22 protein-coding genes and 1 pseudogene are annotated in these 26,149 nt (G+C 69.7%); 11 read left to right on the forward strand and 12 right to left on the reverse strand.

All coding sequences use genetic code 11. From position 1 onward, the window contains the following. The first annotated feature begins 22 nt into the window (after nucleotides 1-22). Nucleotides 23-394: a phosphoribosylglycinamide synthetase C domain-containing protein gene (locus BW730_RS20105; protein WP_335340869.1), complete on the forward strand. Its 372-nt coding sequence runs from the start codon at nucleotides 23-25 to the stop codon at nucleotides 392-394. 29 nt (nucleotides 395-423) lie between these two features. Continuing rightward, entirely contained in the window at nucleotides 424-1,524 is a 1,101-nt protein-coding gene (locus BW730_RS00320) for a DUF3048 domain-containing protein (protein ID WP_077684565.1), read from the forward strand. Here BW730_RS00320 and BW730_RS00325 read toward each other — a convergent pair. Genes BW730_RS00325 through BW730_RS00340 form a run of 4 tightly spaced genes read right to left on the reverse strand, consistent with a single transcriptional unit; the run spans nucleotide 1,517 to nucleotide 3,755 of the window. Continuing rightward, entirely contained in the window at nucleotides 1,517-2,281 is a 765-nt protein-coding gene (locus BW730_RS00325) for an ABC transporter permease (protein ID WP_077684566.1), read from the reverse strand. The two genes, BW730_RS00320 and BW730_RS00325, sit on opposite strands and share 8 nt — an antisense overlap. After that, nucleotides 2,278-3,039 carry an ABC transporter ATP-binding protein gene (locus BW730_RS00330; RefSeq protein ID WP_077684567.1) on the reverse strand — a complete coding sequence of 254 codons (762 nt, stop codon included), beginning with the start codon at nucleotides 3,037-3,039 and terminating at the stop codon, nucleotides 2,278-2,280. Before BW730_RS00330 ends, BW730_RS00325 begins: the two co-directional genes overlap by 4 nt. Further along, nucleotides 3,036-3,404 carry a DUF1048 domain-containing protein gene (locus BW730_RS00335; protein ID WP_077684568.1) on the reverse strand — a complete coding sequence of 123 codons (369 nt, stop codon included), beginning with the start codon at nucleotides 3,402-3,404 and terminating at the stop codon, nucleotides 3,036-3,038. Before BW730_RS00335 ends, BW730_RS00330 begins: the two co-directional genes overlap by 4 nt. Nucleotides 3,405-3,416: 12 nt before the next feature. Continuing rightward, nucleotides 3,417-3,755: a PadR family transcriptional regulator gene (locus BW730_RS00340; protein ID WP_077684569.1), complete on the reverse strand. Its 339-nt coding sequence runs from the start codon at nucleotides 3,753-3,755 to the stop codon at nucleotides 3,417-3,419. Between the two features lie 380 nt (nucleotides 3,756-4,135). Here BW730_RS00340 and BW730_RS00345 point away from each other — a divergent pair, with 380 nt between their 5' ends. Then, on the forward strand, nucleotides 4,136-7,045 hold the full coding sequence (locus BW730_RS00345) for a DUF5979 domain-containing protein (protein ID WP_145952653.1): 2,910 nt from the start codon (nucleotides 4,136-4,138) through the stop codon (nucleotides 7,043-7,045). A gap of 66 nt (nucleotides 7,046-7,111) precedes the next feature. Here BW730_RS00345 and BW730_RS00350 read toward each other — a convergent pair whose 3' ends face one another. Continuing rightward, entirely contained in the window at nucleotides 7,112-9,040 is a 1,929-nt protein-coding gene (locus BW730_RS00350) for an acyl-CoA dehydrogenase family protein (protein ID WP_226996918.1), read from the reverse strand. A 7-nt stretch (nucleotides 9,041-9,047) separates the two neighbouring features. Beyond that, entirely contained in the window at nucleotides 9,048-9,677 is a 630-nt protein-coding gene (locus BW730_RS00355) for a TetR/AcrR family transcriptional regulator (protein ID WP_077684571.1), read from the reverse strand. A 72-nt stretch (nucleotides 9,678-9,749) separates the two neighbouring features. On the opposite strand from BW730_RS00355, the gene BW730_RS00360 reads away from it, so the two are divergent. Genes BW730_RS00360 through BW730_RS00370 form a run of 3 tightly spaced genes read left to right on the forward strand, consistent with a single transcriptional unit; the run spans nucleotide 9,750 to nucleotide 13,249 of the window. Then, complete coding sequence (locus BW730_RS00360; protein WP_077684572.1) at nucleotides 9,750-10,994, forward strand: acetyl-CoA C-acetyltransferase; 1,245 nt, start codon at nucleotides 9,750-9,752, stop codon at nucleotides 10,992-10,994. Between the two features lies 1 nt (nucleotide 10,995). After that, nucleotides 10,996-12,384, forward strand: a complete 1,389-nt coding sequence (locus BW730_RS00365) for a 3-oxoacyl-ACP reductase (RefSeq protein ID WP_077684573.1) — start codon at nucleotides 10,996-10,998, stop codon at nucleotides 12,382-12,384. A 1-nt stretch (nucleotide 12,385) separates the two neighbouring features. After that, nucleotides 12,386-13,249: a MaoC family dehydratase gene (locus tag BW730_RS00370; protein WP_077684574.1), complete on the forward strand. Its 864-nt coding sequence runs from the start codon at nucleotides 12,386-12,388 to the stop codon at nucleotides 13,247-13,249. A gap of 4 nt (nucleotides 13,250-13,253) precedes the next feature. Here BW730_RS00370 and BW730_RS00375 read toward each other — a convergent pair whose 3' ends face one another. Further along, nucleotides 13,254-15,035 carry a glycoside hydrolase family 15 protein gene (locus BW730_RS00375; RefSeq protein WP_077684575.1) on the reverse strand — a complete coding sequence of 594 codons (1,782 nt, stop codon included), beginning with the start codon at nucleotides 15,033-15,035 and terminating at the stop codon, nucleotides 13,254-13,256. A gap of 134 nt (nucleotides 15,036-15,169) precedes the next feature. On the opposite strand from BW730_RS00375, the gene BW730_RS00380 reads away from it, so the two are divergent. Then, nucleotides 15,170-17,455, forward strand: coding sequence for a hypothetical protein (locus BW730_RS00380; RefSeq protein WP_145952654.1), 2,286 nt, complete (start codon nucleotides 15,170-15,172; stop codon nucleotides 17,453-17,455). 34 nt (nucleotides 17,456-17,489) lie between these two features. On the opposite strand, the gene BW730_RS00385 is transcribed toward BW730_RS00380, so the two are convergent. Further along, nucleotides 17,490-18,404, reverse strand: a complete 915-nt coding sequence (locus BW730_RS00385; RefSeq protein ID WP_077684577.1) for a DMT family transporter — start codon at nucleotides 18,402-18,404, stop codon at nucleotides 17,490-17,492. Between the two features lie 36 nt (nucleotides 18,405-18,440). On the opposite strand from BW730_RS00385, the gene BW730_RS00390 reads away from it, so the two are divergent. Continuing rightward, a complete protein-coding gene (locus BW730_RS00390) occupies nucleotides 18,441-18,941 on the forward strand; it encodes a MarR family winged helix-turn-helix transcriptional regulator (RefSeq protein ID WP_077684578.1) in 501 nt (166 codons plus the stop codon). 190 nt (nucleotides 18,942-19,131) lie between these two features. After that, the gene (locus tag BW730_RS00395; protein ID WP_077684579.1) at nucleotides 19,132-19,401 is read left to right on the forward strand and encodes a putative quinol monooxygenase; all 270 of its coding nucleotides are present in this window, start codon (nucleotides 19,132-19,134) and stop codon (nucleotides 19,399-19,401) included. A gap of 3 nt (nucleotides 19,402-19,404) precedes the next feature. Here BW730_RS00395 and BW730_RS00400 read toward each other — a convergent pair whose 3' ends face one another. The 4 genes from BW730_RS00400 to BW730_RS00415 are packed head-to-tail and all read right to left on the reverse strand — an operon-like array spanning nucleotide 19,405 to nucleotide 23,408. Continuing rightward, nucleotides 19,405-20,346, reverse strand: coding sequence for a 3-oxoacyl-ACP synthase III family protein (locus BW730_RS00400; protein WP_077684580.1), 942 nt, complete (start codon nucleotides 20,344-20,346; stop codon nucleotides 19,405-19,407). Between the two features lies 1 nt (nucleotide 20,347). Then, nucleotides 20,348-21,616, reverse strand: a complete 1,269-nt coding sequence (locus BW730_RS00405) for a F390 synthetase-related protein (RefSeq protein ID WP_077684581.1) — start codon at nucleotides 21,614-21,616, stop codon at nucleotides 20,348-20,350. Further along, on the reverse strand, nucleotides 21,613-22,428 hold the full coding sequence (locus BW730_RS00410; protein WP_158522435.1) for an MBL fold metallo-hydrolase: 816 nt from the start codon (nucleotides 22,426-22,428) through the stop codon (nucleotides 21,613-21,615). The genes BW730_RS00405 and BW730_RS00410 overlap by 4 nt, the downstream gene beginning before the upstream one ends. A 2-nt stretch (nucleotides 22,429-22,430) precedes the next feature. Continuing rightward, entirely contained in the window at nucleotides 22,431-23,408 is a 978-nt protein-coding gene (locus tag BW730_RS00415) for an NAD-dependent epimerase/dehydratase family protein (protein ID WP_226996920.1), read from the reverse strand. 43 nt (nucleotides 23,409-23,451) lie between these two features. Here BW730_RS00415 and BW730_RS00420 point away from each other — a divergent pair, with 43 nt between their 5' ends. Then, nucleotides 23,452-24,657: a glycosyltransferase gene (locus BW730_RS00420; protein WP_145952655.1), complete on the forward strand. Its 1,206-nt coding sequence runs from the start codon at nucleotides 23,452-23,454 to the stop codon at nucleotides 24,655-24,657. Between the two features lie 39 nt (nucleotides 24,658-24,696). Beyond that, nucleotides 24,697-26,126 (forward strand): annotated as a pseudogene (purB, locus tag BW730_RS00425) (adenylosuccinate lyase). The last annotated feature ends 23 nt before the right edge of the window (nucleotides 26,127-26,149 follow it).

Raw genomic sequence — 26,149 nt, forward strand, 5'->3', positions numbered from 1 at the left:
CGGTGACCCCGAGACCCAGGCGGTGCTCGCCCTGCTGAAGACCCCGCTCGCCGGCGTCCTCGACGCGGCGGCGTGTGGTCGCCTGGCCGACCTCGACCCGCTCGAGTGGCGCGAGGGCGCCGCCGTGGTGATCGTGGAGGCGGCCGAGGGCTACCCCGGCCCGCCCGTCACGGGCACCCCGATCGAACTTCCCGAGGACGAGGTCGACGCCTACGTGTTGCAGGCGGGCACCCGCCTCGACGGCCACCAACTCGTCTCCGCGGGCGGCCGCGTGCTCGGCGTGGTGGGTCGCGGCGCCCACGTAACCGAGGCCCGCGACAACGCCTACGCGCTGCTCGCTAAGGTCAACCTCGAAGGCGGCTTCCACCGCGACGACATCGGCGTCGCGCACTAGCCGATGATGCCGACGAATCGGGGGCGGTCGTGAAGGTGACGAGGCGCAGCCTGCTGCTCTCATCCGTGGTGCTCGGCGTGGCGGGCTGCTCGCGGCCGGCAGAGACACCCACCCCTAGCCCGACACAGGCGCCCACGACTCCGAGCGTCGCCCCGACGCCGTCGCCATCGCCCTCGCCGACCCCGGCGCTGAGGGCCCCGCTGACGGGGCTCCCCGCGACCGATCCCGCGGCGCTCACCCGTCCGGCGGTCGCCGTCAAGGTGCCCAACCTCAAGGTCGAACAGCCGCAACTGGGGCTCAACGAGGCCGACATCGTCATCTGCGCGCCCAACGGCGACTCCTCGACGCGGCTCTGTCCGATCTTCCACAGCAGATTCGCCGAGGCCGTCGGGCCGGTCCGGTCGATGCGCCCAGCCGACGTGCCTCTGCTGTCGCCCATCTTCCCGGTGCTCGGCAACACCGGCGCGTCCTCCTGGGTCAACAACTACATCGAGGCGCACTCCGAGCGCCTCGAGGTGATGACCTATCTGGACTTCAAGAAGACGGGCGCCTACAGCGTCGACAAGGCGCGGCTCTACACCGCGGGCGGCAGGACGCAGTACGACCGGGCCATCCAGGCGCATCCGGCCAAGATGGCCGAGATCGCCGAGAAGGCGGGCGCACCCGGCCCCTACCTGACCTTCGCCCTGGACGCCGCCTCATCGTCGGCCGCGGGGGGAGCGGCCGCCACGCGCGTCGTCATCCCCTACGGGCCCGCCCACAAGTACGACATGTCCTACGACTACGACGAGGCCTCCGGCCGCTACCTGCGCAGCCAGCCGTGGGGTGAGCACGTGCTCGCCGACGGCACCCGCGTCGACGTGGACAGCGTGCTGATCGTCAAGGCGAAGTGGGAGTACGGGAAGATCTGGAAGGGCAAGGGCGATCCTGATCCCGTCATCGAACTGATCGACGCGGAGGGGCAGTTCCTGTACGTGCACGGCGGCACCTCGGTCGCGGGCACGTGGCGCAAGGGGGCCATCGCCGAGCCGTTCGTGTTCACCACCGACGCAGGTGCTCCGCTGCTCGTCGCGCCAGGCCGCACCTGGATAGAACTGCCGCGCCCCACGGCCGACGTGACGCTCAGCTGAGCCGCCTCCGGTAGATCAGCATCGCGGCGACGTAGGCGACAAGCAGCGCGCCGACCAGCCACGCGAGCGCGACCCACAGGTCGGAGCCGACGCCCCGGCCCGTCATCAGCGAGCGGAGGCTGTTGACGATCGACGTCACGGGTTGGTGCTCGGCGAACCACCTGACCGGCCCGGGCATCGTCGCGGTCGGCACGAACGCGGAGCTGATGAACGGCAGGAAGATCAGGGGGTAGGAGAACGCGCTTGCGCCGTCGACGGTCTTGGCCGTCAGCCCGGGGATCACGGCGATCCAGGTCAGCGTCAGGGTGAACAGCGCAAGGATCCCCGCGATCGCCAGCCAGGCGAGCGGCCCGGCGGTGGGCCGAAAGCCCATCACGAACGCGACGATCGTCACGATCAGCAGCGACGCCAGGTTCGCCACCATCGACGTCAGCACGTGCGCCCACAGCACGCTGGAGCGGGCGATCGGCATCGACTGGAAGCGCTCGAAGATGCCGCCCTGCAGATCCTGGAACAGCCGGAAGGCGGTGTAGGCGACGCCGGAGGCGACGGTGATCAGCAGGATGCCGGGCAGCAGATAGGTCGCGTAGTTCGTGCCCGATCCGGTGGCGATCGCGCCGCCGAAGATGTAGACGAACAGCAGCAGGAACGCGATCGGCATCACGGTGGTGGTGATGATGGTGTCCATGCTTCGCGTGATGTGTCGCAGCGACCTGCCGAGCAGCGCGGAGGTGTCCGCGATGGCGTGCGTGCTCATGACGCCTCCTTCCTGGTGCCGACGAGGGTGAGGAATACGTCCTCGAGCGTCGGCTGCTTCTCGACGTAGGTGACCTCCGCGGGCGGCAGCACCGCCCTGAGGTCGGCGAGCGTGCCGTCGACGAGGATGCGTCCCTCGTGCAGGATCGCGATCCGGTCGGCGAGTTGCTCGGCCTCGTCCAGATACTGCGTGGTGAGCAGGACGGTGGTGCCTCGCGCGGCCAGCCCCCGGACGGCGTCCCACACCTCCAGCCTCGCCTCGGGGTCGAGGCCCGTGGTCGGCTCGTCGAGGAAGATCACGGGGGGATCGCCGATCAGGCTCATGGCGATGTCGAGGCGACGCCTCATGCCGCCGGAGTAGGTGCCGACCCTGCGGTCCGCGGCATCGACGAGCGAGAAGCGCTCCAGGAGCGCCGCAGCCGTCGCCGCTGGATCGGCGACGTGGCGCAGCCGGGCGACCAGGGCGAGGTTCTCGCGCCCGGTCAGCACCTCGTCGACGGCCGCGAACTGTCCCGTCAGGCTGAACGAGGCGCGGGCGAGCGCAGGCTCGGCCTGCACGTCGTGCCCGTTGACCCGGGCCGTACCGGAGTCGGGCCGGAGCAGGGTCGCAAGGATCCGGATCGTGGTGGTCTTGCCCGCTCCGTTGGAGCCGAGCAGCGCAAAGATCGAGCCGGAATCGACCGCGAAGGTGACGCCCCGCAGCACGTCGACCCCCTTGAACGACTTACGCAGCCCGTCCGCCTGGATGGCCGCGGTCATTCGGGCTCACCCCGTTCGGCCTCGTCGATCGACTCGATGAGGCGTTGGCGTTCCTTGTCGATCCAGCGCGTGCCGGTGTAGGCGGCGGCGAAGGTCTCGGCGAAGTCGACGGGGTCGGGGCCGACGATGTCGCGGACCGGGGTGCCGTCGGCGGCGGCGCGTTCCCACAGGTCGGCGAGGTCGCCGAGCATCGTGACGGTGGTATCGCCGTCGGTGATGCCCCCGTAGTAGATGAAGTACCGCTGCAGCGCCTGGGCGGCACCGCGGTAGGGCTGCGGAAGGGCGTCGATGCGAGCCTTGTCGCGCCGATACTGCTTCTTCTGTTCGAGGGGTCCCGTGAGGACCTCGAACCACTTGGCTGCCATGGGGAGTCCTTATCAGTTGGTGGGTCGGATGGGTGGGCGCAGACGCGCGATGCGTCGCGTGAGGAGGTCCCAGCTTTGCCAGAACTCCTCGAGTTGAGCGCGCCCCGCGGCGTTGAGCGAGTAGACCTTGCGCGGAGGGCCCTTCTCTGAGGGCACCTTCTCGACGTCGACGAAGCCTCGTTGTTCAATGCGGACCAGCAGTGCGTAGACCGTGCCCTCCGCGATGTCGCTGAAGCCCTGGTCGCGCAGCCAGGCCGTGATCTCGTACCCGTACGTAGGTCGCCCGGACAAGATGGCGAGCACGATGCCCTCGAGCGTCCCCTTGAGTAGCTCGGTTTCCTGCCTGCCCATGCACCCTCCGTCAGTACTCAGTGATGTTGATTACTGGTACATAGTAAGCATGAGTAGCGTCAGACGCAAGAGGCGTGAGCGTAAAACGTGTTCAAGGGCCGCTCGAGGCTCAGATTGTGTATGCCAATCACTAATTGGCTAGGGCATTAACTTCCGGCCAGCCGGTGTTATCGATCTCACCCATTGGGGTGAGTCGTGGCTATATTTCCAATGCACTCGTTCCAAAGACGGGTGCACATCCGCGTTGGACGTGTCGCCCAAGCGCCTCGCCACGGCACGGCGGGGTTGCGGCAATCGACAGCAGGCCAAACGGGGGGACACGCAGGCTGGCACCTGGGCACCCATCTCTCTCTCCCTGGGGCCCGGGTGCTGGCCCGCATGTGGGTTGGCGGCCGGAGGCCGTCGCCTGCCGACGGTATCCGCAGCTGCCCCGGCCGGGGCGACTCGACAGACGAGGAATTATGAGAGGTACACATACATCTACCGGGCGATCGCCGCTGAAGTGGCTTGTGGTCATACTCGCCGCGTGCCTGACGGCGCTCGGGATGACCACCCAGGCCAGCGCCGCTCCGCCGTATGCCAACAATGCGACCATCTCTGACGTGACCTTCGGGGCCACCGTCGTCACCGCCGGGCAGAAGGTCCAGATCGCGGGCAAGTGGGCGCTGCCCGACAGCCTCGAGCCGGGCAATGCCGGCTTCACGGTCGCGCTGCCCGAGGAACTCTGGGGAGTGACGCAGGGGTTCGACATGAAGGCGCCGGACGGCTCCAAGATCGGTCGCTGCGAGGTTGTCCAGACCGAGATCAACTGTGACATCGACCCGTCGGCGCCCTACTTCGTGGCGAACCCGAACAACAAGAAGGGCGACTTCGCCTTCTGGGTTGAGATCCGCACGGTCGTCACCGAGACGACCACCCACACCTACACGGTCGGCGGGGCCGACTTCACCGTGACCGTCAATCCGCCGGCAGGCCCATGCACGGAGAACTGCGAGTGGGACGGCTACTCGGCCATCAAGTATGGCCAGTTCATCACCGACGGTGAGCCTGTCATCCAGTGGTGGATGACGCTTCCGGCCCCCACGGCGGGGTTCACGGCCGGGCAGAAGGTAACGGTCAACGAGCATCTCGGCCCCAACCAGACGATCAGCAAGGGCATGACCCTGCAGCGGGCCGCAGCGGCCTCCGAGCAGCCAGCGGACTCCGACTGGTCTGACGTGCCCACGAGCGACTACACCGTCTCGGGGGATGGCACCGAACTCGCGTTCACCGCAGAGGGGGGCTACTACTACCGGGTGCGGATGCAGAGCGAGGTCACTGACGGCCTTTCGTCGGAGACCTACACCAACTCCGCGGACTACACCATCGACGACACCACCGTCACGGCGAGTTCCAACCAGGTCAAGAACTACGCAGGGTCGGCTGGGGGCAGTGGCGACACCGTCGGCACGTTCTCGATCACCAAGAAGCTGAACTGGCTTGGCGACCCGGCGCAGAAGCCGACCGACTACGACTTCCAGGTGAAGTACGTCGTGACGCTGCCGTCGGGCACCGAGATGGACGAGCAGACCGCCACCGTCAAGGACGGCGCAGTCTGGACCGCTCCGGTCTTCTACAGCGTCGGATCCAAGGTCCACCTGGAGGAGGTCACCCCGACCATCCCAGGCCCCTGGGCCGCGCCTGTGTTCTCGGAGAACGACTTCCTCATCGGCGGCAACAAGTCCGTCAAGGCGATCACGCTGACCAATGAGGGCGGCACCCCCGCCCCCGAGGTCGGGAAGTTCTCGGCCAAGAAGGTCGTCGAGGGTGATGGTGCGTCGATGGTTCCTGCGGGGACCGTGTTCACGCTGGACTACTCGTTCCCGGCCGGTGATGGTTTCGAGGCTGGTTCGGGTTCGCTGTCGCTGCCTGCTGACGGCGCGGTCGTGACTTCGGGTGATCTTCCTGTTGGTGCCGTTGTGGCGCTGACGGAGGCCGCTCCTGCTCCGGTTGCGGGTGCGACGTGGGGTACGCCGGTGATCGATCCGACGTCGGTGACCATTGGTGCCGATCAGGTCGTGACCGCGACGGTGACCAACACGATCACCAAGGATGTTCCGAAGGTTGGGAAGTTCTCGGCCAAGAAGGTCGTCGAGGGTGATGGTGCGTCGATGGTTCCTGCGGGGACCACCTTCACGCTGGACTACTCGTTCCCGGCCGGTGATGGTTTCGAGGCTGGTTCGGGTTCGCTGTCGCTGCCCGCTGACGGCACGGTCGTGACCTCGGGTGATCTTCCTGTTGGTGCCGTTGTGGCGCTGACGGAGGCCGCTCCTGCTCCGGTTGCGGGTGCGACGTGGGGTACGCCGGTGATCGATCCGACGTCGGTGACCATTGGTGCCGATCAGGTCGTGACCGCGACGGTGACCAACACGATCACCAAGGATGTTCCGAAGGTTGGGAAGTTCTCGGCCAAGAAGGTCGTCGAGGGTGATGGTGCGTCGATGGTTCCTGCGGGGACCACCTTCACGCTGGACTACTCGTTCCCGGCCGGTGATGGTTTCGAGGCTGGTTCGGGTTCGCTGTCGCTGCCCGCTGACGGCACGGTCGTGACCTCGGGTGATCTTCCTGTTGGTGCCGTTGTGGCGCTGACGGAGGCCGCTCCTGCTCCGGTTGCGGGTGCGACGTGGGGTACGCCGGTGATCGATCCGACGTCGGTGACCATTGGTGCCGATCAGGTCGTGACCGCGACGGTGACCAACACGATCACCAAGGACGTTCCGAAGGTTGGGAAGTTCTCGGCCAAGAAGATCGTCGAGGGTGATGGCGCGTCGATGGTTCCTGCGGGGACCATGTTCACGCTGAAGTACACCTTCCCGGCCGGTGATGGCTACGAGGCCGGCTCCGGGTCGCTGTCGCTGCCCGCTGACGGCGCGGTCGTCACCTCGGCCGATCTCCCGGTCGGCGCTGTGGTCTCCCTCGAAGAGGTCGCACCAGCGGTGATCGACGGGACGAAGTGGGGCGCCCCAGGGCTCTCGACCTCGACCGTCACCATCGGGGCGGACGACGTCGTCACCGTGACCGTGACCAACACGATCACCAAGACGCCTACCCCGACGCCGACGCCCACGCCGAAGCCCACGCCGAAGCCCACGCCGAAGCCGACGCCGAAGCCGACGCCGAAGCCCACTCCGACCCCGTCGAAGCCGTCCCGTCCCGGGCTGCCGCACACGGGTGCCGACGGTGGCTCGGTCCGGATCGCCTCGGTTGGTGGCGCGGTCGCCGTTCTCCGGCGCCGTGGGGACCTGAGCTAGGTTCCTGAAGCCGCACGCGACTCGCCCCGCATCCCCTCGAGGGGATGCGGGGCGAGTCGCTGTGTCTCAGTCGCGGTCGATCAGCGGCGGGATGGCGGTGCGCGGATGGACCAGCCAGCCGCGCGGCACCCCGAGCCCCTCGACGAGCTCCTTCGACTTGCCGCGCAGTTCGCCGCACAGCTCGTCAACGGCGGCCGTGATCGACTTGCTCCGCCTGGGGTCGAACGCCTCGTGCTCGAGGTACCACGCCCGGTTCGTCTCGATGGTCGACAGCGCGTACAGGTCGCAGACCTTGACCAGCAGCGCCTTGACGTAGTCGTCCTCGCATTCCTCGATGGCGGCAACGAAGGCCTCGAGGACCACGCGCTCGATGTGGGCCTTCGCGGCCTCGAGCATGTGGGTCTGGCACTGGTTGACTGCGGCGAAGGCGTCGTCGGCCTTGCTTGCCGCGCGCATCCGCTGCGCGAGGCCCTCGAGCACATGCTCCTCGCGGAACTCGAACATCTGGATCTGCCAGCCCCGGGCCCGCAGCTTCTGCGACTCAGGCTTCCGGTTGGCAGAGGCCACAAGCCGGTCGATCAGCGAGCGGGCTGTGGTGCGCTCCAGAACCGTTCCGCCGATCAGCCGGGCGGTCTTCTGCGCCGTGCCGCGCAGGTCCATCTCGCCCCAACTGGTCCTGTAGTGCAGCAGCAGCGCCTTGGCGACCAGTTGCAGCAGCACGGTGTTGTCGCCCTCGAAGGTGGCGAACACGTCTGCGTCCTGGCGCAGCAGGGTGATGGCGTTGTCCGACATGTAGCCTGCGCCACCGCATGCCTCTCGGCACTCCTGCAGCGTGTCGTTCGCCCACCGCGTCTGCAGTGCCTTCATGCCTGCCGCCAGCGTCTCGAGCGCGCGTGCCGCCTGCGGGTCGGCGCCCTCGGCCTCCATCACCTTCTGCAACTCGAGCGACAACTGGTTCTGAGCGAACCCGAAGGCGTACGCGGCGGCGACGTTCGGCAGCAGGCGCCGTTGGTGCGTCAGGTAGTCGAGCAGCGCGATCTCCTCGCCGAGGCCAGGCTCGCGAAACTGGCGACGACGGTTGGCGTAGTCGACGGAGATCGTCAGGGCCTTGCGGGCCGCCGAGGACGCACCGCCGCCCACGCAGATCCGGCCGCGCACGAGCGTTCCGAGCATCGTGAAGAAGCGGGCGTTCTTCGACTTGATGCGCGAGTGGTACGCGCCGTTCTCGTCGACGCCTCCATAGCGGTCAAGCAGCATAACCCGCGGCACTCTCACCTGGTCGAAGCGGATGGTGCCGTTGTCGACCCCAAGCAGGCCGCCCTTGTGGCCATGGTCGCCCGTGGTGACGCCCGGCAGGTCTGCGCCGAGCTCGTCGCGGATCGGCACAAGCACCACGTGGACGCCCTCATGCTCGCCGTCGACGTACAACTGCCCGAAGACCGCAGCCATCCTGCCGTCGCGCCCTGCGTTGCCGATGTAGGCCTTCGTCGCGGTCGGGGTGGGGGAGTCGACGATGAACTCGCCGGTCTCGTGGTCCCACGTGATGGTCGTCTCGAGGGACTGGACATCGGAGCCGTGGCCGAGTTCCGTCATGGCGAAGCAGCCAGGCAACGACACGCTGATCGCGTCGGGCAGGAACGTCTCGTGGTGGTGCTGCGTGCCGAGGTTGACGATCGCGCCGCCGAAGAGGCCGTGCTGGACGCCCGACTTGATGGTCAGCGACAGGTCGCCCATGGCGACCATTTCGAAGTTGGCCACCGAGTCGGCCGCGTTGCCTGTGCCGCCCTGCTCGGTCGGGAAGCCCGCCGTCACGAAGCTACGGTCGGCCAGTTTGATGACGCGATCCAGCGCCCAGTCGCGTGCCTCCTCCATCGAGTAGGCCGTGTCGCGCACGACGTCGTCGGCCGTCACCTCCTCGCGCCACCGCTGTTTGATGGCGTGGAAGGGGCCGTCGAGCACCTTGCGGAGGGCTTCACCGGTGGGTGAGATGGTCATCTGCGAATCAACTCCTTTGTTGGGCTTCAAATGCGGGGGCGAAGAACTGGTCGATGTAGGCGACCACTTCGGCGCGAGGTCTTCTCAGGTTCGTCACGATCCAGCGGTCCGCGACCGCCCAGATGAAGCCGACGGCGCCGTGGGCCCAGATGTTGGCAGGCTCCTCGTCGAGTTCCTGGGAGCGAAGCCAGCCGCGCAGCGCGATGGCGACCTCGTTGCCGATCCTGGTGGTGATCGAGAGGACGGGGTCCTCGGTGGGGGTCTCGCCCGTGGGGCGTGAAGAGACGAAGAGGTACAGGTTGCGGTCCCGCTCGACCACCGCGAGGTAGGCGTCGGCAAGCGACGCGACCAGTTCCCTCGGGCCGAGCCGCTCCGCCTCTGCGAGCGGGAGCTTGCGCAGGATGTAGTCGTGCACGGAGGCGACCACTGCGCGGTACAGCCCGGCCTTGTCGCCGAAGTGCCGGTAGAGGACCGTCTTGGAGGTTTTGGCCTGCGCCGCGATCTCGTCCATCCCGACGCCGGGGCCGAGTTCGCGGATCGCTCGGACGGCGTCCTCGACCAACGCGCGCCGTCGATCGGCGTTGTGTTGTTCCCAGCGGGCGGCGCGCCCGTCGACGGGAATGTCCGTGACGTTCATGACACTCAGGGTATCCGAAACTATGCGTACCTGCTACCCTCGGTATCAGATACATCCCCGAGAGGATCAACGATGACTTCACGCAACGCAGTGGTGGTCGGCGGAAACCGCACCCCCTTCGTTAAGGCAGGCGGCAAATATGCCATGGCCTCCGCCCAGGACCTGATGACCGCGGCCCTCGACGGCCTCGTGGCGCGCTTCGGGCTCTCGGGCCAGCGCGTCGACGAGGTGGTGGGTGGCGCCGTCCTCAAGCACACCCGCGACTTCAACCTGACACGCGAGTCGGTGCTCGGCTCCGCGCTGTCGCCCCTGACCCCGGCGTGCGACCTCCAGCAGGCCTGCTGCACCGGTCTCGAGGCGGTCGTCTACGCGTCGAACAAGATCAAGCTCGGCCAGGCGAGGCTGGCGATCGCGGGAGGCGTCGACTCAGCCTCCGACGCGCCCATCGTCGTGACCGAGCCGCTGCGCAAGGCGCTGCTCGCCCTGAACCGGGCCCGTAGCCTCCCCGAGAAGCTGGCCGCGATCGCGAAGATCCGTCCAGGCGACCTGATGCCCGTTCCGCCGGGCGTCGTCGAACCCCGCACCGGGATGTCGATGGGCGAGTCCCAGGCCATGACCACCAAGAAGTGGGGCATCAGCCGTGAGGACCAGGACGAGTTGTCGCTCGCGTCGCACCGCAACCTGGCAAAGGCCTGGGACGAGGGCTTCTTCGACGACCTCGTCACGCCGTACCTGCGGGTCGCCAAGGACGGCATCCTCCGCCCCGACACCACGCGCGAGGCGCTCGCCAAGCTGCGCCCCGTCTTCGGCAAGGGCGACACCGCCACCATGACGGCGGGCAACTCCACGGCGCTGACCGACGGCGCGGCCGTCGTGCTGCTCGCCGAGGAGGAGGAGGCCCGCGGCCGCGGCTGGCCCGTGCTCGCCAAGGTCATCGACGCGCAGGTCGCGGCGAGCGACTACGTCAACGGGGCTGACGACCTGCTGCTTGCCCCGGCCCAGGCGATCCCCGTGCTGCTGGAGCGCAACGCCCTCACGCTCGCCGACTTCGACTTCCTGGAGTTCCACGAGGCCTTCGCCTCCACCGTCCTTGCGACGCTCAAGTCGCTCGAACAGGCGGGCGTCGGCACCGTCGACCGCACCAAGCTCAACGTGAAGGGCTCGTCGCTGGCCGCCGGACACCCGTTCGCCGCGACCGGCGCCCGCATCGTCGCCTCGCTGGCGAAGATGCTCGCCGAGAAGGGCCCGGGCTCCCGCGGCCTGATTTCGATCTGTGCGGCGGGCGGCCAGGGCGTCGTCGCGATTCTGGAGGCATGACATGAGCGTTCTCGAAATGATCTACGGCACCCCCGCCGGCAAGTTCGTCGCCAGGAAGGCGGGCCTCTCCGACCCGCCGAAGCTGCGCCGCGGCCGCGTGCTGCCGACCGGCCCCGTCGTGCTGGGCGAACTGGCGGGCGGCGGCATCGCCCGCGAGACCCTCCGACTGCTCGGGATCGACGCGGGCCAGCCGATCCTCGACGAGCCCGGCGCACGCGTTAAGGACGACAAGGGCCGCGACGTGCCGCCCCGCTACCCGGCCAAGCCGGGAGCCATCGTCATCGACGCGACGGGGCTGCGTCAGATCACCCAACTCGAGGGCATCAGGGCGCTGCTGCGCCCCGTGATGCGCTCCCTGGAGGGGTCGGGCCGGATCATCATCCTGGCGACCGACGCGTCCGCGGTCGAGGGCCTCGAGGCCAAGGCCGTCGCGCAGGGCATCGACGGCATCGACCGGACCGTCGGCAAGGAGTTGCGCGGCGGCGCGACCACCAACCTGGTCTTCCTCAAGGAGGGCGTGCGGCCCTCCGACCTCGCCTCGACGCTCTCCTTCCTGCTTGAGGGGCGCTCCGCGTTCGTCGACGGCCAGACCTGGCGCGTCGGGCCGGCCGAGGTCACCCACGACCTGACGCCGCGTCCCTTCGAGAAGCGGATCGTGGTGGTCACCGGGGCGGCGCGCGGCATCGGCGCGGCCATCGCCCGCACCTTCGCCCGTGACGGCGCGACGGTCGTCGCGGTCGACATGCCCGCCTCCGGGGATGCGCTCGCCAAGGTCGCCAACGAGATCGGCGGGTCGACGCTGCAACTCGACATCACCGCGGCCGACGCGGGCGCCAAGATCACCGACCACATCGCCTCGCGCTACGGCCACGAGGCGAGGATCTGGGCGATCGTGCACAACGCCGGCATCACACGCGACAAGATGCTTGCCAACCTCGACGAGAAGCAGTGGGCCGCGGTGCTCGACGTGAACCTCGCGGCCGAGATGCGGATCAACGACTTCCTCCTGGCCGGCGATCGTCCGGGAGGCCTCGGCGAGGAGGCCCGGATCGTCGGGATCGCCTCGACCTCCGGCGTCGCGGGCAACAAGGGGCAGACCAACTACGCGGCCTCCAAGGCGGGCGTGATGGGCTACGTCTGGGCGCTCAAGGACGAACTGGAGGGCCGCCCGATCACGATCAACGCGGTGGCACCCGGCTTCATCGAGACGGAGATGACCGCGGCCATTCCCTTCGTGCAGCGCGAGATCTTCAAGCGGACCAATTCGCTGAGCCAGGGCGGCAACCCCGTCGACGTCGCCGAGACCCTCGCCTACCTGTGCGGGCCCGCCTCCGGCGGCGTCAACGGGCAGGTCATCCGGGTCTGCGGCCAGAACCTGATCGGGGCATGACGTGGGCCGCGACGTCCGTTCCCTCTCCTCGCCGCCCGACACGGGCAAGCTGCTCGTCAAGGGCCTGACGGGGGCGCTCACCAAGCGTGGCGCGTCGGTCAGCGCGCTGCCAGAGCGCAGCTATCTCCTGATGGACCAGAAGCAGGACCTTGCGCTGCTGGCCGGCTACGACCGCGTCTGCGGCTTCACGCTACGCGACGACGTGCCCGCCACCTGGCTGCACGTCCAGACGTTCCCTCTGCAGGCCGCGCTGATGGCTGAGGACGACTTCCCGTTCTCGCTTGCCGGGCTGGTCCACGTCAGCAACGAGATGACGCAGCACCGGCGCGTCTCGGTGTCCGAGACTCTGCGCATCAAGGTCTGGGCCGACAACCTCCGCCCGCACGCCAAGGGCGCCGTGTTCGATATGCGCGGCGAGATCCACGTCGGCGACGAACTCGTCTGGGAGGGCACCTCGAACTACCTCGCCACCGGCGCGAAGGTTGCGGGTGAGCCCGTCAAGGCCGAACGCCTCGCCGCGCCCGCGGTGGAGCCGTCCCAGATGTGGCGACTGCCCGCGAACCTCGGTCGCCAGTACGCGGCGGTCTCGGGTGACTCGAACCCGATCCACCTTTCCGCGGCGACCGCGAGGCTGTTCGGGTTCCCCCGGGCGATCATCCACGGCATGTGGACGCACGCCAGGGCGCTCGCGGCGCTGGGTGGCAGGCTGCCGTCGGCGTACTCGGTGCGGGTCCAGTTCGCCAAGCCGATCCTGCTGCCGGGGAGGGTGTTTTTCGCCTCCGAGCAGTCCGACGGCGACTGGGCCTTCTCGGTCGTCAACAAGGAGGGCAAGCCGCACCTGGTCGGCGACCTGACGCCGCTCTGAGAGTTCAGCGACGGTGGACGCCCCGGCCGCCGTGTCCGGCGAGCGCGTCCGCCGCGCGAACGAACGCCAGGTGCGAGAAGGCCTGGGGCGTGTTGCCGGTCTGTCGCCGGGCGACGGGGTCGAACTCCTCGCTGAGCAGGCCGACGTCGTTGGCGGCTCCGTCGACCAGGTCCATCAGTCGGTGCGCGTCGTCGAGGCGACCGCTCATCGCGTACTGCTCCACGAGCCACAGGCTGCACGCCAGGAACGGGTTCTCCCCGCCCCCGACCCCGTCGTCGCTGCGGTACCGCATCACGAACCCGTCTCGCATCAACTGGCGCTCGATCTCCGCGACGGTGCCGAGCATCCGCGGATCGTCGGGCGCGCAGAAGCCGACCTGGGGGAGAAGCAGCAGCGCGGCGTCGACGTGCGTTGAGTCGTAGTACTGCACGAAGTGGCCCCGCTGCGCGTCGTAGCCCGAGGCCTCGATCTCGGCGCGCATGGCGTCGCGCAACCTTGCCCAGTGCTCCGCGTCGCCGGGCAGGCGGTGTTCTCCCACGGCCCGCACCGCCGTGTCGAGCGCGGCCCAGATCATCACGCGCGAGTGCGTGAACATGCGCGGGCCGCCGCGCATCTCCCACATCCCCTGATCGGGCTGGTCCATCCGCGCGATGACCTCCTCGAGCAGGGCCCGCTGCAGTGCCCACGAGGTCTTCGTCTCCCGAAGCCCAGCGACTCGGGCCGCCTCGAGGGCCATAAGTACCTCGCCCAGGACGTCGCCCTGATACTGCTCGACGGCACCGTTGCCGATCCGCACCGGGACCGACCCCTCATAGCCCGGGAGGCTGGTGAGTTCGCGCTCGGCCAGGTCGCGTTCCCCGCCTGCGCCGTACATGATCTGCACCTGCGCGGGGTCGCCCGCCACGGCCCGCAGGAGCCAGTCGCGCCAGTGGTGGGCGATCGACACGAAGCCGTGCGAGATGAGCACCTCCAGCGTGAGCGCGGCGTCGCGGAGCCACACATAGCGGTAGTCCCAGTTCCGGCTCCCGCCGATCGCCTCAGGCAGTGAGGTGGTCGCGGCCGCGACGATCCCGCCGGTCGCCCGGTCGGTCAGCGCCCGCAGCACCAGCAGCGATCGCACGACGCCCGCGATGTGATGGCCTTCCTGGCGGATGTGGTCGGCCCAGTCCTGCCACCACCGTCGGGTGGTCTCAAGTTCGCGTTCGGCGTCGACGGTGCCGGGCCGGTTCTGGTGCGAGGGCCACCAGACGGCTGTCAGGTCGTGCGTCTCGCCCTCGCCAACCGTGAACTCGGCGACGTGACGGTGATCGTCGCCGTGCAGCCTGAGCCCGCGCAGTTCCACGGCGTCGGGACCCGCGAGCGCGCGCAGGGCTGGCTCGTTCGCGGTGCCGACCTGGCTCACCCACGGCACGGCCCTTGCGTAATCGAACCGGAACCGCACCTCGGTGCGGAACCCGACGCTGCCCGAGACACCCCGGATGCGGCGGATCAGTGTCGTGTCTGGCCCGATGGGCAGCGCGTCGATCACCTCGGCGACCCCCTGCGGCGTCGTCCAGCGCGTCACGAGCACGAAGGTGTCGCCGTCGTAGCGGCGGGTGACGACGGCGTCCGGGTCGGTGGGGCGCAGCGACCAGCGGCCCTGGTCCTCGCCGCCGAGGAGCGCACCGAAGATGGAGGCCGAGTCGAAGCGGGGCGCGCACCACCAGTCGATCTCGCCCGTGCGTGAGATCAGCGCAGCGGTGCGGGCGTTGCTCACCAACGCGTAGTCCTCGATGCGGGTGCCCATACCTGATTGTGCCGCGAATCCAGGGCGCGCTCGGTCGGATCGGGGAGTACCCACCCTCACTGCTGGCCGACAAGGGGAAATGACCTCGAGGCGTCCCTAGACTCGGGGCGAGCGAGAGTCTGGGGAGGTCGCACATGCTGGGTTGGCGTCGAGGGATCGCGGCGGGTCTCGTCTGCGGGGTGCTTGGCACGATGGTCGCCACCGCGACGGCCGAGGCCGACGAGAACGGGCGCGATGAGGTCGGCCACGGTCGTTACGTGATCAGCGAAGACGGGGCCTCGGTGCAGGCAACCATCACCATGACCGTGACCAACACCGACACGCGTGTGACGCCGGATAACCCGGGCGGCAGGTGGCTCGTGACGACCGTCAAGACGAACATCCCGGCCTCGGCGGAGAGCGTGAAGGCCACCTCGAGCGGTGCCGCGCTCACGGTGAGTCTGGCCGACGTCACGCAGAAGGATCCGAACATCCGCGTCGCCACCATCACGGTGCCCGAACTGAAGTACGGCGAGACGGGCACGATCGTGCTGACCTATACCGTGCCCGGCGCACCCTTCCGGGCGAAGGACTACACGAGGATTGGAAGGGGCTACGCCGGGATCGGGCTCTGGATCGAGGGCGACCCCGGGAAGACGACAGCCGAGGTCGTCGCCCCGACCTCGATGCAACTGATCACCGACGACCCCGGCTACACCGGGGTGCCCGACGGGGACACGACCGTGTGGACCTCGAAGAACTCCCCGGTGGCGAACTACTGGGCGTACCTGGTGCTGCGCGACCCCTCCGTCAACGACGGCCGAACCGTGAAGGTCGGGAAGGCGACGATCGCGCTGGAGGCCCTGCCGGGGGACGGCGAGTGGCTCGACAGCACCGAGCGGGCGCTCACCGAGGGGCTGCCGAGGCTGGAGAAGCTCATGGGGGTCGAGTGGGAGGGCGCCGAGGTCACGCTGTTCGAGGACCTGTCGGTCTACACGTTCGGTGGGTACACCACACTCCTCGACAAGCGCACGGCGGGAGTCACCGAGAAGGAGAGCCCCCACGACGTGCTGCGCCAGGCCACCAGCGCCTGGCTCGGCGAGGACAGGCTCAAGGAGCGGTGGCTGCACGAGGGGATCGCCGCGTTCGTCGCGTACCGTGCGAGCGACGGGGTGGGGGCCACGCTGGTGACCCCGAAGCCGGGGTCCGGGAAGGGCTCGCTGCCGCTCGGGCAGTGGCAGTGGACCCCACGTGCGGACCCGACGCCCGAGGAGGACTACGCGTACCCGACGTCGCACGGCACCATGAGGCTGCTCCTCGACGGGTTGGACGACGAGGCGGTGGCACGCGTGCTGAGCGGGGCCGTCCGCGGGGAGTCCGCCTACGAGGAGCCAGGCGCGGCGGACGGCGTCGCGATCACCGACCAACGGCGCTTCCTCGACCTCGTGGAGGTCCGGGGAGGCAACGCCAAGGCCGCCGACGCGTACGTGGCGCAGTCGGTCTTCGACGCGGAACAGGCCAAGGCGCTCGAGCCGAGGGCAGCGGCGCGGGCGGCGTACGTCGGTATCGACGAGAAGGACGGCGCCTGGCTGCCGCCCAAGGCGCTACGGGCGCAGATGGCGGGCTGGGAGTTCGCCGAGGCCGAGAAGTCCTTGGCGGGCCTCGGCGACCTGCCCGAGTCCGCCGGAGGCCTTCAGTCGAGCGCTGAGAAGGTCGGGCTGAAGGTGCCCGCGAGCGTGCGCGCGGCCTATGACGGCGCGGATGGTGCGAACCCGGACGCGGCGGTGAAGACGCTCGGCGAGGCCAAGGACGTCCTGTTCGACCTGACGGGTGCCATCCGCTCGGCGCAGCGCGGCGACGGCCCCTTCGTCGGGATCGGCCGGGCGGTGCTCGGGGCGAACCAGGCGCTCGACCGCTCGCGCTCGGCGTTCGAGTCGGGCGACCTCGACCAGGCCCGCCGCAGCCTTTCGGCCTACCAGGACAAGCAGCGCGGCGCCGCCGGGGTCGGCATTGCCATCGTCGTGGGGGCAGCAGTGTTGCTGCTCGGCGCGGTCGCGGGGGTGCTGATCTGGCGTCGCCGCCGCTCCAGGCCCTCGGCCGCGCAGGCACCGCCGTCGGCCGATCGGTTGCTCTCCGCGGACCCGTGGTCGGGGTCCGCGAACGCGAGTCGGCCACCCTTCGCGGGCCCGGCCCAGCAGTCGCCGCCCTTCCGGGGGCCGACGCAGGGTGGACCCCCGACGCAGGGCCCAGCGGTTCGACCGCCCGGGAACCCGGGCGGGCAGGGGCAACCGCCTCCAGGGCCGCAGTTCGCATCCCCTGGGTCGGGCGGACCACCGCCGCGGCCGAACCCGGCGCCTCCTGGCGGTCAACCGCGACCCGGCGGCCCCGCCCAGCCAGGGCGCCAGCCGCCGCCGGGGCCATCTGGACCTCCCCGGAGTTGAGCCGGGGTGCGGGTCCGGGACGTGCGCGACCCGCTCACCCGCGACCGGTGTGGCGCGGGGCCAATGGTGCCGGGGCCGGGTGCGTGTTTGCGGGACGGCGGCGCGCCGCATGCGCCTGCACGGCCACCATGGAGCCGAGCACGATCGCCAGCCCGAGCCACTGGGTCGCGCCGAGGTGCTCATGCCCGACCAGCAGTCCGACGGTCACGCCAGCAACCGGGTTGAGCAGTCCCACGACGCCAACCACCCCCGCGTCCAGGTGTGCGAGGGCCCCGAACCAGCACAGGTAGGCCACCGCGGTCGCGAGGATCGACAGGTACGCAACGGCGCCGATCTGGGGCAGGCCAAGGTGCGGGGGAGTGCCCTCGAGGAGCAGTGCCGCCACGACCAGCGCCCCTCCGCCCCACAGCAACTGCCAGCAGGTGGTGTGCAGGATGGGGATGTCGCCCTGCCAGCGCCTGGCAAGGATCGAGCCGACGCTGTTCATGGCCATCGCGCCGAGAGAGGCCGCGAGGCCCCACGGCTGAAAGTTGCCCGACCCCACACCGACAAGGAGCGGGACTCCGAGCGCGCCCAGCGCGGCCCCTGCGAGCAGCACGGCGGTCGGCCGCTGCCCGAGCAGCCCCCAGGCGCTGAGGGTCAGCGCGATCGGCGCCAGGGCCATCACCGACGACGCGACGGCGCTGGGGAGCAGTTGGGCGGCCAGGAAGATCAGCAGGAAGAACCCGCCGATGTTGAGAAGTCCGAGCAGGGCTGAGCGCCACCACCACGACCCCGAGGGCAACCGTCGAACGAAGAGGAGCAGCAGCAGCCCTGCAGGGGCGGCCCGCAGTGCAGCCCCCCAGAGCGGAGAGTCTGCGGGCATGAAGTGGGAGTTCACGAAGTAGGTGCTTCCCCACAGCACCGGAGGGATCGCCGCGATCAGCATCCAACGCAATTTACTTTCCATGGAAAGCATTATAGTTTCCGAGGAAGATATACTGAAATGGTGACCGATCATGTCTCTCAGATCCGCGAACAGTGGGCCCAGGAACGACCCGACCTCGACACCGAGCCGATCGCGATCGTCGGCCGCCTACACCGCATCGGCGATCACCTCCGGGAGCGCATCGCGGTGGTGCAGGCGGAGTTCGGGCTCAACGAGGGCGAGTTCGATGTGCTCGCGACCCTGCGGCGCGCCGGGCAGCCGTTCGAGTTGTCGCCCAACGAGTTGGCGGCGTGGACGATGGTCACCAGCGGGGCGATCACCAAGCGCGTCGACAGGCTCGCGGCCGCGGGGTATGTGGAGCGCGAGAGGGCCGCGCATGACCGCCGCGGGCGCGTCGTTCGGTTGACAGCGGAGGGCAGGGACCTGATCGATCGGGCGGTCGAGGCGCACCTCGCGAACGAGCGAGCGCTCCTTGCCCCGCTCCGAGCCTCGGAGCGCGTCCACCTGGCGGCGCTCCTCCGCGCCTGGTCTGAGGCGATCGAGAACGGCGCTGGTTGAGCCATGAAGCCCGTTGGTTGAGCCATGAAGCGGCCCGCAGCGTCGCTTCATCGGTCGAAACCCCTCGCACCCGGTGCAGGGACTGACCCCGCGTCGCTTCATCGGTCGAAACCTCTTGCACCCTACGAGGAAACCCGCGCCCATCGTCTGCCCCGACCGGCATCGACCCGCCCGCCGATACTGTGGCCCGATGATCATCGTGGCAGGACACCTGAAGATCGCGACCGGCAGCAGGGAGGACTTCCTCGAACGGTCTCTCGACGCGATCGGGACGGCGCGAACGGCCCCCGGCTGCCTGGACTACAGCGTCTCGCCCGATCCCATCGACGTCGACCGCGTCAACGTGTGCGAGATCTGGCGCGACGCCGACGCCCTCGAGGCCTTCCGTGGCAGCGGCATCGACGATGCGCAGGGTCTGCTGGTGGTGGCGGCCGCCGTCGGCCAGTTCGACGTCAACTGAGCCCTACAACTGCAGCAGCAGCGCGTTGGCCGTCAGGCCTGCGGCGGTCCCGCACAGCAGCACCCGCGAGCCTGGGCCGATCCGGCCCTCATCCAACGACCTGGCAAGCGCGAAGGGCACCGAGGCGGAGACCATGTTGCCGAAGTCCTCGACGTAGTTGGCGTACCTGCCCTCTGGGATGCCGATCCTGCGCATGATCAGCGGCAGCGCCCGGCTCGCCTGGTGCGGGATCACGTAGTCGATCTCGTCGATCGAGACCTCAGCCCGCTCGAAGAAGCGGTCGAAGAACGCGGGCAGCACCCGTGACGCCGACAGCAGCACCGCGCGGCCGTTCATGTCGAAGCGGTGGTCGTGGTCGGTCTCAGGCGTGTAGTCGCGCGCCGGGTAGCGGCTTCCGCCGCCGCGCAGTTCGGTCTCGTGTGCGTGCCGAGGCCAGGTCTGCTGCAGAGAGGCGACCACGCCCACGCCCGGCTCTGAGGGCGTCGAGACCACCACGGCGACCGCTGCGTCGGAGAACAGTTCGTAGCTCTCCTTCTGCTCCGGGTTGAGGAACTGGGCGCCGACGTCGCCGGAGACGATCAGGATCCGTCGGTAGTCGCCGTCGCGCAGGTACCTCGACGCGACGTCGAGGGCGGTGATGAAACTCGTGCAGGTGGAGTTGACGTCGAGCGCCGCGCACCGCGCGTCGGGGGCGACCTGCTCCTGCACGAGCGCCGCGGTGCAGGGGATCGGCTGCACGTCGCTTGCTGTCGCGCCGAGCACGCAGTCGATGTCGTCGGGACCGACGCCCGCGGCAGAGAGGGCCTTGCCCGCCGCCTCAACGAGCATTCCCAGGTGCTGCGACGGGGCGTCGGCGCGGTATCTGGTCACCGATCCGAAGGTGACCCTCCGGCTTGGCAGGACGACGCCGTAGCCGTCGATCTGGAGTCCGCGGACAGCGGTCATATCAAAGCCTCTCCACCCGGCGCAGTTTGCGCGTCGGGTCGTGCAGATAGGGCTGGAAGTCGAACGTGACGCCTTCCGCGCCCTGAGCCTCCAGCAGTGCCGCCAGTTCCGTGGTCACAGACTCGACGACATGCGGCGAAAGTGGCTCAAGGTGAATGCGCAGCAGGCGCGGCGAAGCCTGGACGACCCGGTACTCCTCGACGCCGTCGGCATAGACCACCGCCCGGGCGACCAGGTCCGGATAGACGGACACGACCCCACCCTCACCTGAGGCGAGATGGAGGACGTCGTCCTCGCGGCCCTCGATCCGCTCCAGCGCCGTGAACACGCTCCCGCATGGGCACGGGTCGTCGCGCAGCAAGAGGACGTCGCCCATCCGGTAGCGCACGATCGGCTGCGTGCGGCGCATGAAGTCGGTCACGATCGGCACGAACCTGCGCTCGTCGAGGTGCTCGCGCTCGACGAGCACGACGTCCTCGTTGAGGTGCAGCGTGCCGTGCTCGCAGGTGCAGCCGAGGAACCCCTCTGTGCACTGGTAGATCTGGTGGATCACCCCGACGCCGAGGCCCTCCCGGAGCCGCGCCTCGTCGAGCGGGGTGAGCACCTCGGCGACCGAGTACACCTTCTCGGGGGCGATCCTCAGCCTGCCTGCCGAGACCTCGTCGGCGATGCCGCGCAGCACCGACGGCGGGCCGACAAGCACCGTCGGCGACAGCCCTTCCAGTCTCGCGAGGTGCTGCTCGACCGGCTCGAAGGTGTCGAAGTACTCGAACCGGACGGCGCGCGAGCCGACGGTGTCGTACAGGTCGCCTCCCGCCCGCAGGAACAGCGCGATCCGTTGCCCCCGGAGGTGGGGGAGGGTCTTGGCGAGCATGGTGCCAGCCCATTGGGCGCGCTCCGTCGCGCTGGTGAGGAACATGCCGCGGTGCCCGCTGGTGCCCGACGACAGCCCGATCGAGCAGCCGCCGAGGGTGGCGTCGAAACGGCGGGTCCGTTCGGCCTCGATGGCGAGCGCCAGCGCCTCATCGCGGTCGACGTCGACCGTCACGAGGTCGTCGAAGTCGGCCATCATGGTGCGCTTGTCCATCAGCGGCAGTTCAGCGAACGGCCGGGGCAGCAGCCGCGCGTACCAGGGCGATCGACGGGCAAGGAAGCGAAGGTGTTTCGCGACGCGTCGGCGCTGGTACCGCTCCAGCGCCGCCCGGTCGCGGAAGCGGAGCAGCCTGGTGCGGGCGTACCAGGCGGCGATCCGGAGTGTGTCGGCGCTCATGGCAGGAGCCGCGCCCCGTCGTAGCGGTCGTGGCTGAGGCAGATCCGCAGCCCGGCCGCCTCGGCCTCGCGCAGCCCGAGCGCTGTCGCCTGGTAGGCCCGCCGGTCGTGCTGGATGAAGCCGGGCAGGGGGCGAAGAGACGCGGTGCGCTCGATCAGGTCGGAGCCCCACGCGGCGTCCCCTGCGAGCAGCACCCGCTCCTCGACGACGGCGCCAAGATGCCCGCGGGCGTGGCCCGGCAGCGGGGTGAGCAGGTAGGTTCCGTCGCCGAGCAGGTCGTGCGCCGACAGGTCGAGGCCCCGAACCGTCGTCGGGGAGAGGTCTGCCGCGGTCAGCACGGTGCGCTTGGCGGAGGCGAACCAGTCGGGCAGCAGCGCCCTCAGGACGCCCTCCTTCAGGCGCGGCGACGCGAGGGTCTCGGCGATCCCTGCCGACATCACGAACGTGGCCGCTGGGAAGTGACGGACGCCGCCGATGTGGTCGGGGTGGGCGTGCGACAGGACGACGTGCGTGACGTCGTCGGGGGAGAGGCCCGCGGCGCGCAGGCGCGCGTCGATCGTGTCGCCCGGACCCACCGTTGGAGGCAGCAGCCTGCTGTAGAGCCGTCCAGGGAGCCCTGCGGCGGCGGTGTCGGGGGCGTAGCCGGTGTCGAACAGCACGACGGCGCCCGAGGGGGATTGGTACAGGAAGGCCCCCGCAGGGAAGGTGCGGGTCTCGGCGAGGGCTCCGCGGAACAGTAGCGCCAGGTCGTGGCTGGTGCTCCCGCACGCGAAGTAGTCCAGCGTCCCGGCGGCTCGGCGTGGGGAACTCAACGTCAGGCCCTCCGCTGGGTCGCTGCGAACGCCGCCAGCGCGTCGTCGAGGGAAACGAGCGGACGGTAGCCGAGGTCGGCGCGCGCCCGGGCGATGTCGAGCGTCTGTGAGAACGCGATCGTGGTGAGCGTGTAGCGCGTCACGGGCGGCTCGGGGTGCCCTGGCAGCACCGAGCAGACGCCCTCGAGGGCACCGGCGAGCGGGTACAAGGCTCGGATCGACGCGCGGCGGTAGCGCGGCGTCTCGCCGAGGAGCCCCAGTAGGCGGTCGAGCAGGTCCTTGAACGGGCGGGGGTCGTCGTTGGTGATGTTGTAGGCCTGCCCGTGCGCGTCCGGATGCTCGACGGCGAGCCTCAGCGCCGTGGCGACGTTCTCGACGGCGGTCAGGTCGACGAGGTTGCGGCCGCCCCGGAACAGGGGAATCCCGACGCGGCGGTGCACCTTCAGCAGCCTCGGGGCGAGGCTCGGGTCGCCCGCGCCGATCAGGCCGCGGGGCCGCAGTGTGATCAACTCCGCGATGTCGTCTCGCTCAAGCGCCGCGGTCAGCAGCGCCTCTGCCCGGATCTTCGACGCGATGTAGTGGTTGAGCCGGTTGGTGACGTCGACCTCGTCCTCGGTGATGCCGAGCCGGTCGCCGAACGCGGCGTACACGCTGGGCGATGAGACGTTGACGATCCGTCGGATGCCGCGCCGGCGCGCCGCCTCGATGACCGCGGCGGTGCCGTCCACGTTGGCCTCGCGGAAGTCGGCCCAGCGTCCCCACGGCGACGAGAGGGCCGCGCAGTGCACGATCGCGTCGAGCCCCTCTGGCGCGGCGGCTGGAAGGTCGGACAGCGCGGCCGGGAGCGTCGCTGTGCCGAGCGGTTCGAGTTTGGCCTTGTCGCGGCCGCTCGCCAGCACGTCGTGGCCGCCCGCGAGCAACTCGGCGACCACGCGGCCGCCCAGGAACCCGGAAGCGCCGGTGACTAGGACGTGAGACACGCCCGACAGCATAAACCTGGTAGGCCACTACTACACTCAACCCGTGCGAATCGCGATGGTCACCGACTACTACCTGCCGACGCTCGGCGGGGTTCAGACCCTCGTCAAGGCCCACAAGGAGGCCCTCGAGGACGCTGGCCACGAGGTCATCGTCGCGTGCCCATTGGTGGCACCGTCGGCCGATGACACGGTGGTCGCGCTGCCAGCGTCGGCCCTCTTCGCGCCAGACGGCTACCCCTTCACCTGGCCCTACGGTCGGACGGCGGACGTGCTGCGCGGCGCGCTGTCGGGCGCGGACGTGGTCCATGTGCACAGCGAACTGATCGGGGCGATCGCCGGGCTGAGGGTGGCGCGGGACCTTGGCATCCCCACCGTGCAGACGATGCACGGCCGCGTCGACGTGTACACGGCGAAGGTGCTCCCGCTGCCTTCCATCTCCAGCATCCCGCTCGCCTGGCTGCACCGCCGCCGGATCCCGCACGTGGCGCCGATCTCGGGCGGGCAGCGCTACACGTCGACCCGACTGGCTCGACGGATGTGGCGGCTGATGGTCAACCAGGCCAACTTCGCCGACCACGTCATCGTCCCCTCCGAGCACTTCGCGGGAAAGTTGGCGGGGCAGGGCGTCGTCACGCCCATGACGGTGCTGTCGAACGGGCTGGAGGGCTCGGTGCTCGCGCAGGTCACGGGCGCACGGGCGCGGCGCCCCGACGGCGGGCTGCGCGTGATGTGGTGCGGCAGGGTCTCGCCCGAGAAGCGGCCCGAGGTGTTCGTCGAGGCCATGGCGGCGCTTCCCGACTCCGTCACCGCCGACATGTACGGAGAGGGCCTCGCGCTCGCCGCGACCGGGCGACTCGTGCGCAGGCTCGGGCTGGAGGGCCGCGTCCGCCTGCACGGCGCCGTCCCGCGGGAGGCCGTGCTCCGCGCGGCGCTCGAGCACGACGTGTTCGTCTCCACGTCCTACGACTTCGACAACCAGCCCATGGTCATCCTGGAGGCCATCGCGAGCGCGCTGCCCGTGGTGATCTCTGACCCCGACCTTGCCGAGTTCATCCCCGCGGGCGGCGTCGAGGTGACGCGCGAACCGTCGGCCGCCTCCCTGGCGGCGACCCTGGCGCGGCTCGCCGACGACCCGGCCCGCGTCACCGCGATGAGCGAGGCGATGGCCGACGGTGCCGACGGGGCCGCGCAGCGCACGCACCTGAGCGGGCTGCTCGGGGTCTACGAGTCGCTGACCGGGGCCGGATGACGTCGGGCGGGTCACCGCGGCGCCACTAGACTGCGCCCCATGAGCGTCCCCAATGTCCTGGCCAACCGCTACGCCTCCACCGCCATGCGCGACATCTGGGCCCCGAGGCCAAGATCGTCTCCGAACGGAGGCTGTGGCTCGCCGTGCTGCGCGCCCAGCGCGACCTCGGCGTCGACTTCGGAGGCGCAGATGCCGACGAGGTGATCGCCGCCTACGAGGCCGTGATCGACCGGGTCGACCTGGACTCCATCAACGCCCGCGAGCGGATCACCCGCCACGACGTGAAGGCCAGGATCGAGGAGTTCAACGACCTCGCCGGCTTCGAGCACATCCACAAGGGGATGACCTCGCGCGACCTCACCGAGAACATCGAGCAGTTGCAGGTGCTCGAGTCGCTGCGCCTGATCCGCCGCCGCGTCGTCGCCGCCCTCGCCCAGTTGGCGCGCCTCGCCGCCCAGTACGCCGACCAGCCGCTGACGGGCCGCTCGCACAACGTCGCGGCGCAACTCACCACGCTCGGGAAGCGGTTCGCCACCGCGGCAGACGAGTTGATCGTCTCGCTGGAGCGCCTCGATGACCTGATCGGCAGGTACCCCGCCCGCGGCATCAAGGGCCCGGTCGGCACCGCGCAGGACATGCTCGACCTGCTCGGCGGCGACGCGGAGAAGCTCGCCGAACTGGAGCGCCGGATCGCCGACGAACTCGGCTTCGCGCAGGTCTTCACCTCGACGGGCCAGGTCTACCCGCGCTCGCTCGACTACGACGCGGTGACCGCGCTCGCCCAGGTCGCGGCGGCGCCGTCCAATGTCGCCACCACCGTCCGCCTGATGGCCGGCCTCGAACTGGTCACGGAGGGATTCAAGGAGGGGCAGGTCGGCTCGTCCGCGATGCCCCACAAGATGAACACCCGCTCCTGCGAGCGCGTCAACGGGCTGGCAGTGATCGTCCGTGGCTACGTGTCGATGGTCGGCGAACTGGCGGGCGACCAGTGGAACGAGGGCGACGTGTCGTGTTCCGTGGTGCGCCGCGTCGCGCTTCCCGACTCGTTCTTCGCGCTCGACGGCCTCTTCGAGACCTTCCTGACGGTGCTCGCCGACTTCGGCGCGTTCCCGGCGGTGATCGAGGCCGAACTGCAGCGCTACCTGCCGTTCCTGACCACCACCAAGGTGCTGATGGCCGCCGTCCGCAAGGGCGTGGGTCGCGAGGTGGCGCACGAGGCGATCAAGGAGCACGCGGTCGCGGTCGCGCTCGACCTGCGCAAGGGAGCCCGCAGCAACGACCTGCTCGACCGGCTCGCCGCCGACGAGCGCCTCGGCCTGACGCGCGAGGACCTCGACGCGCTGATCGTGTCCCCGCTCGAGTTGGCTGGCACGGCCCAGGCACAGGTCGCCCGGGTCGCGGAGCGCGTCGCCGGGATCGTCTCCTCCGACCCTGACGCCGCCGCCTACACCCCGGGCGCGGTGCTCTGACCCCGGATCGCGGGCCGCTCGAC

Origin of the sequence: Tessaracoccus aquimaris (assembly GCF_001997345.1) — a bacterium.
In the GTDB taxonomy this organism is placed as follows: domain Bacteria; phylum Actinomycetota; class Actinomycetes; order Propionibacteriales; family Propionibacteriaceae; genus Arachnia; species Arachnia aquimaris.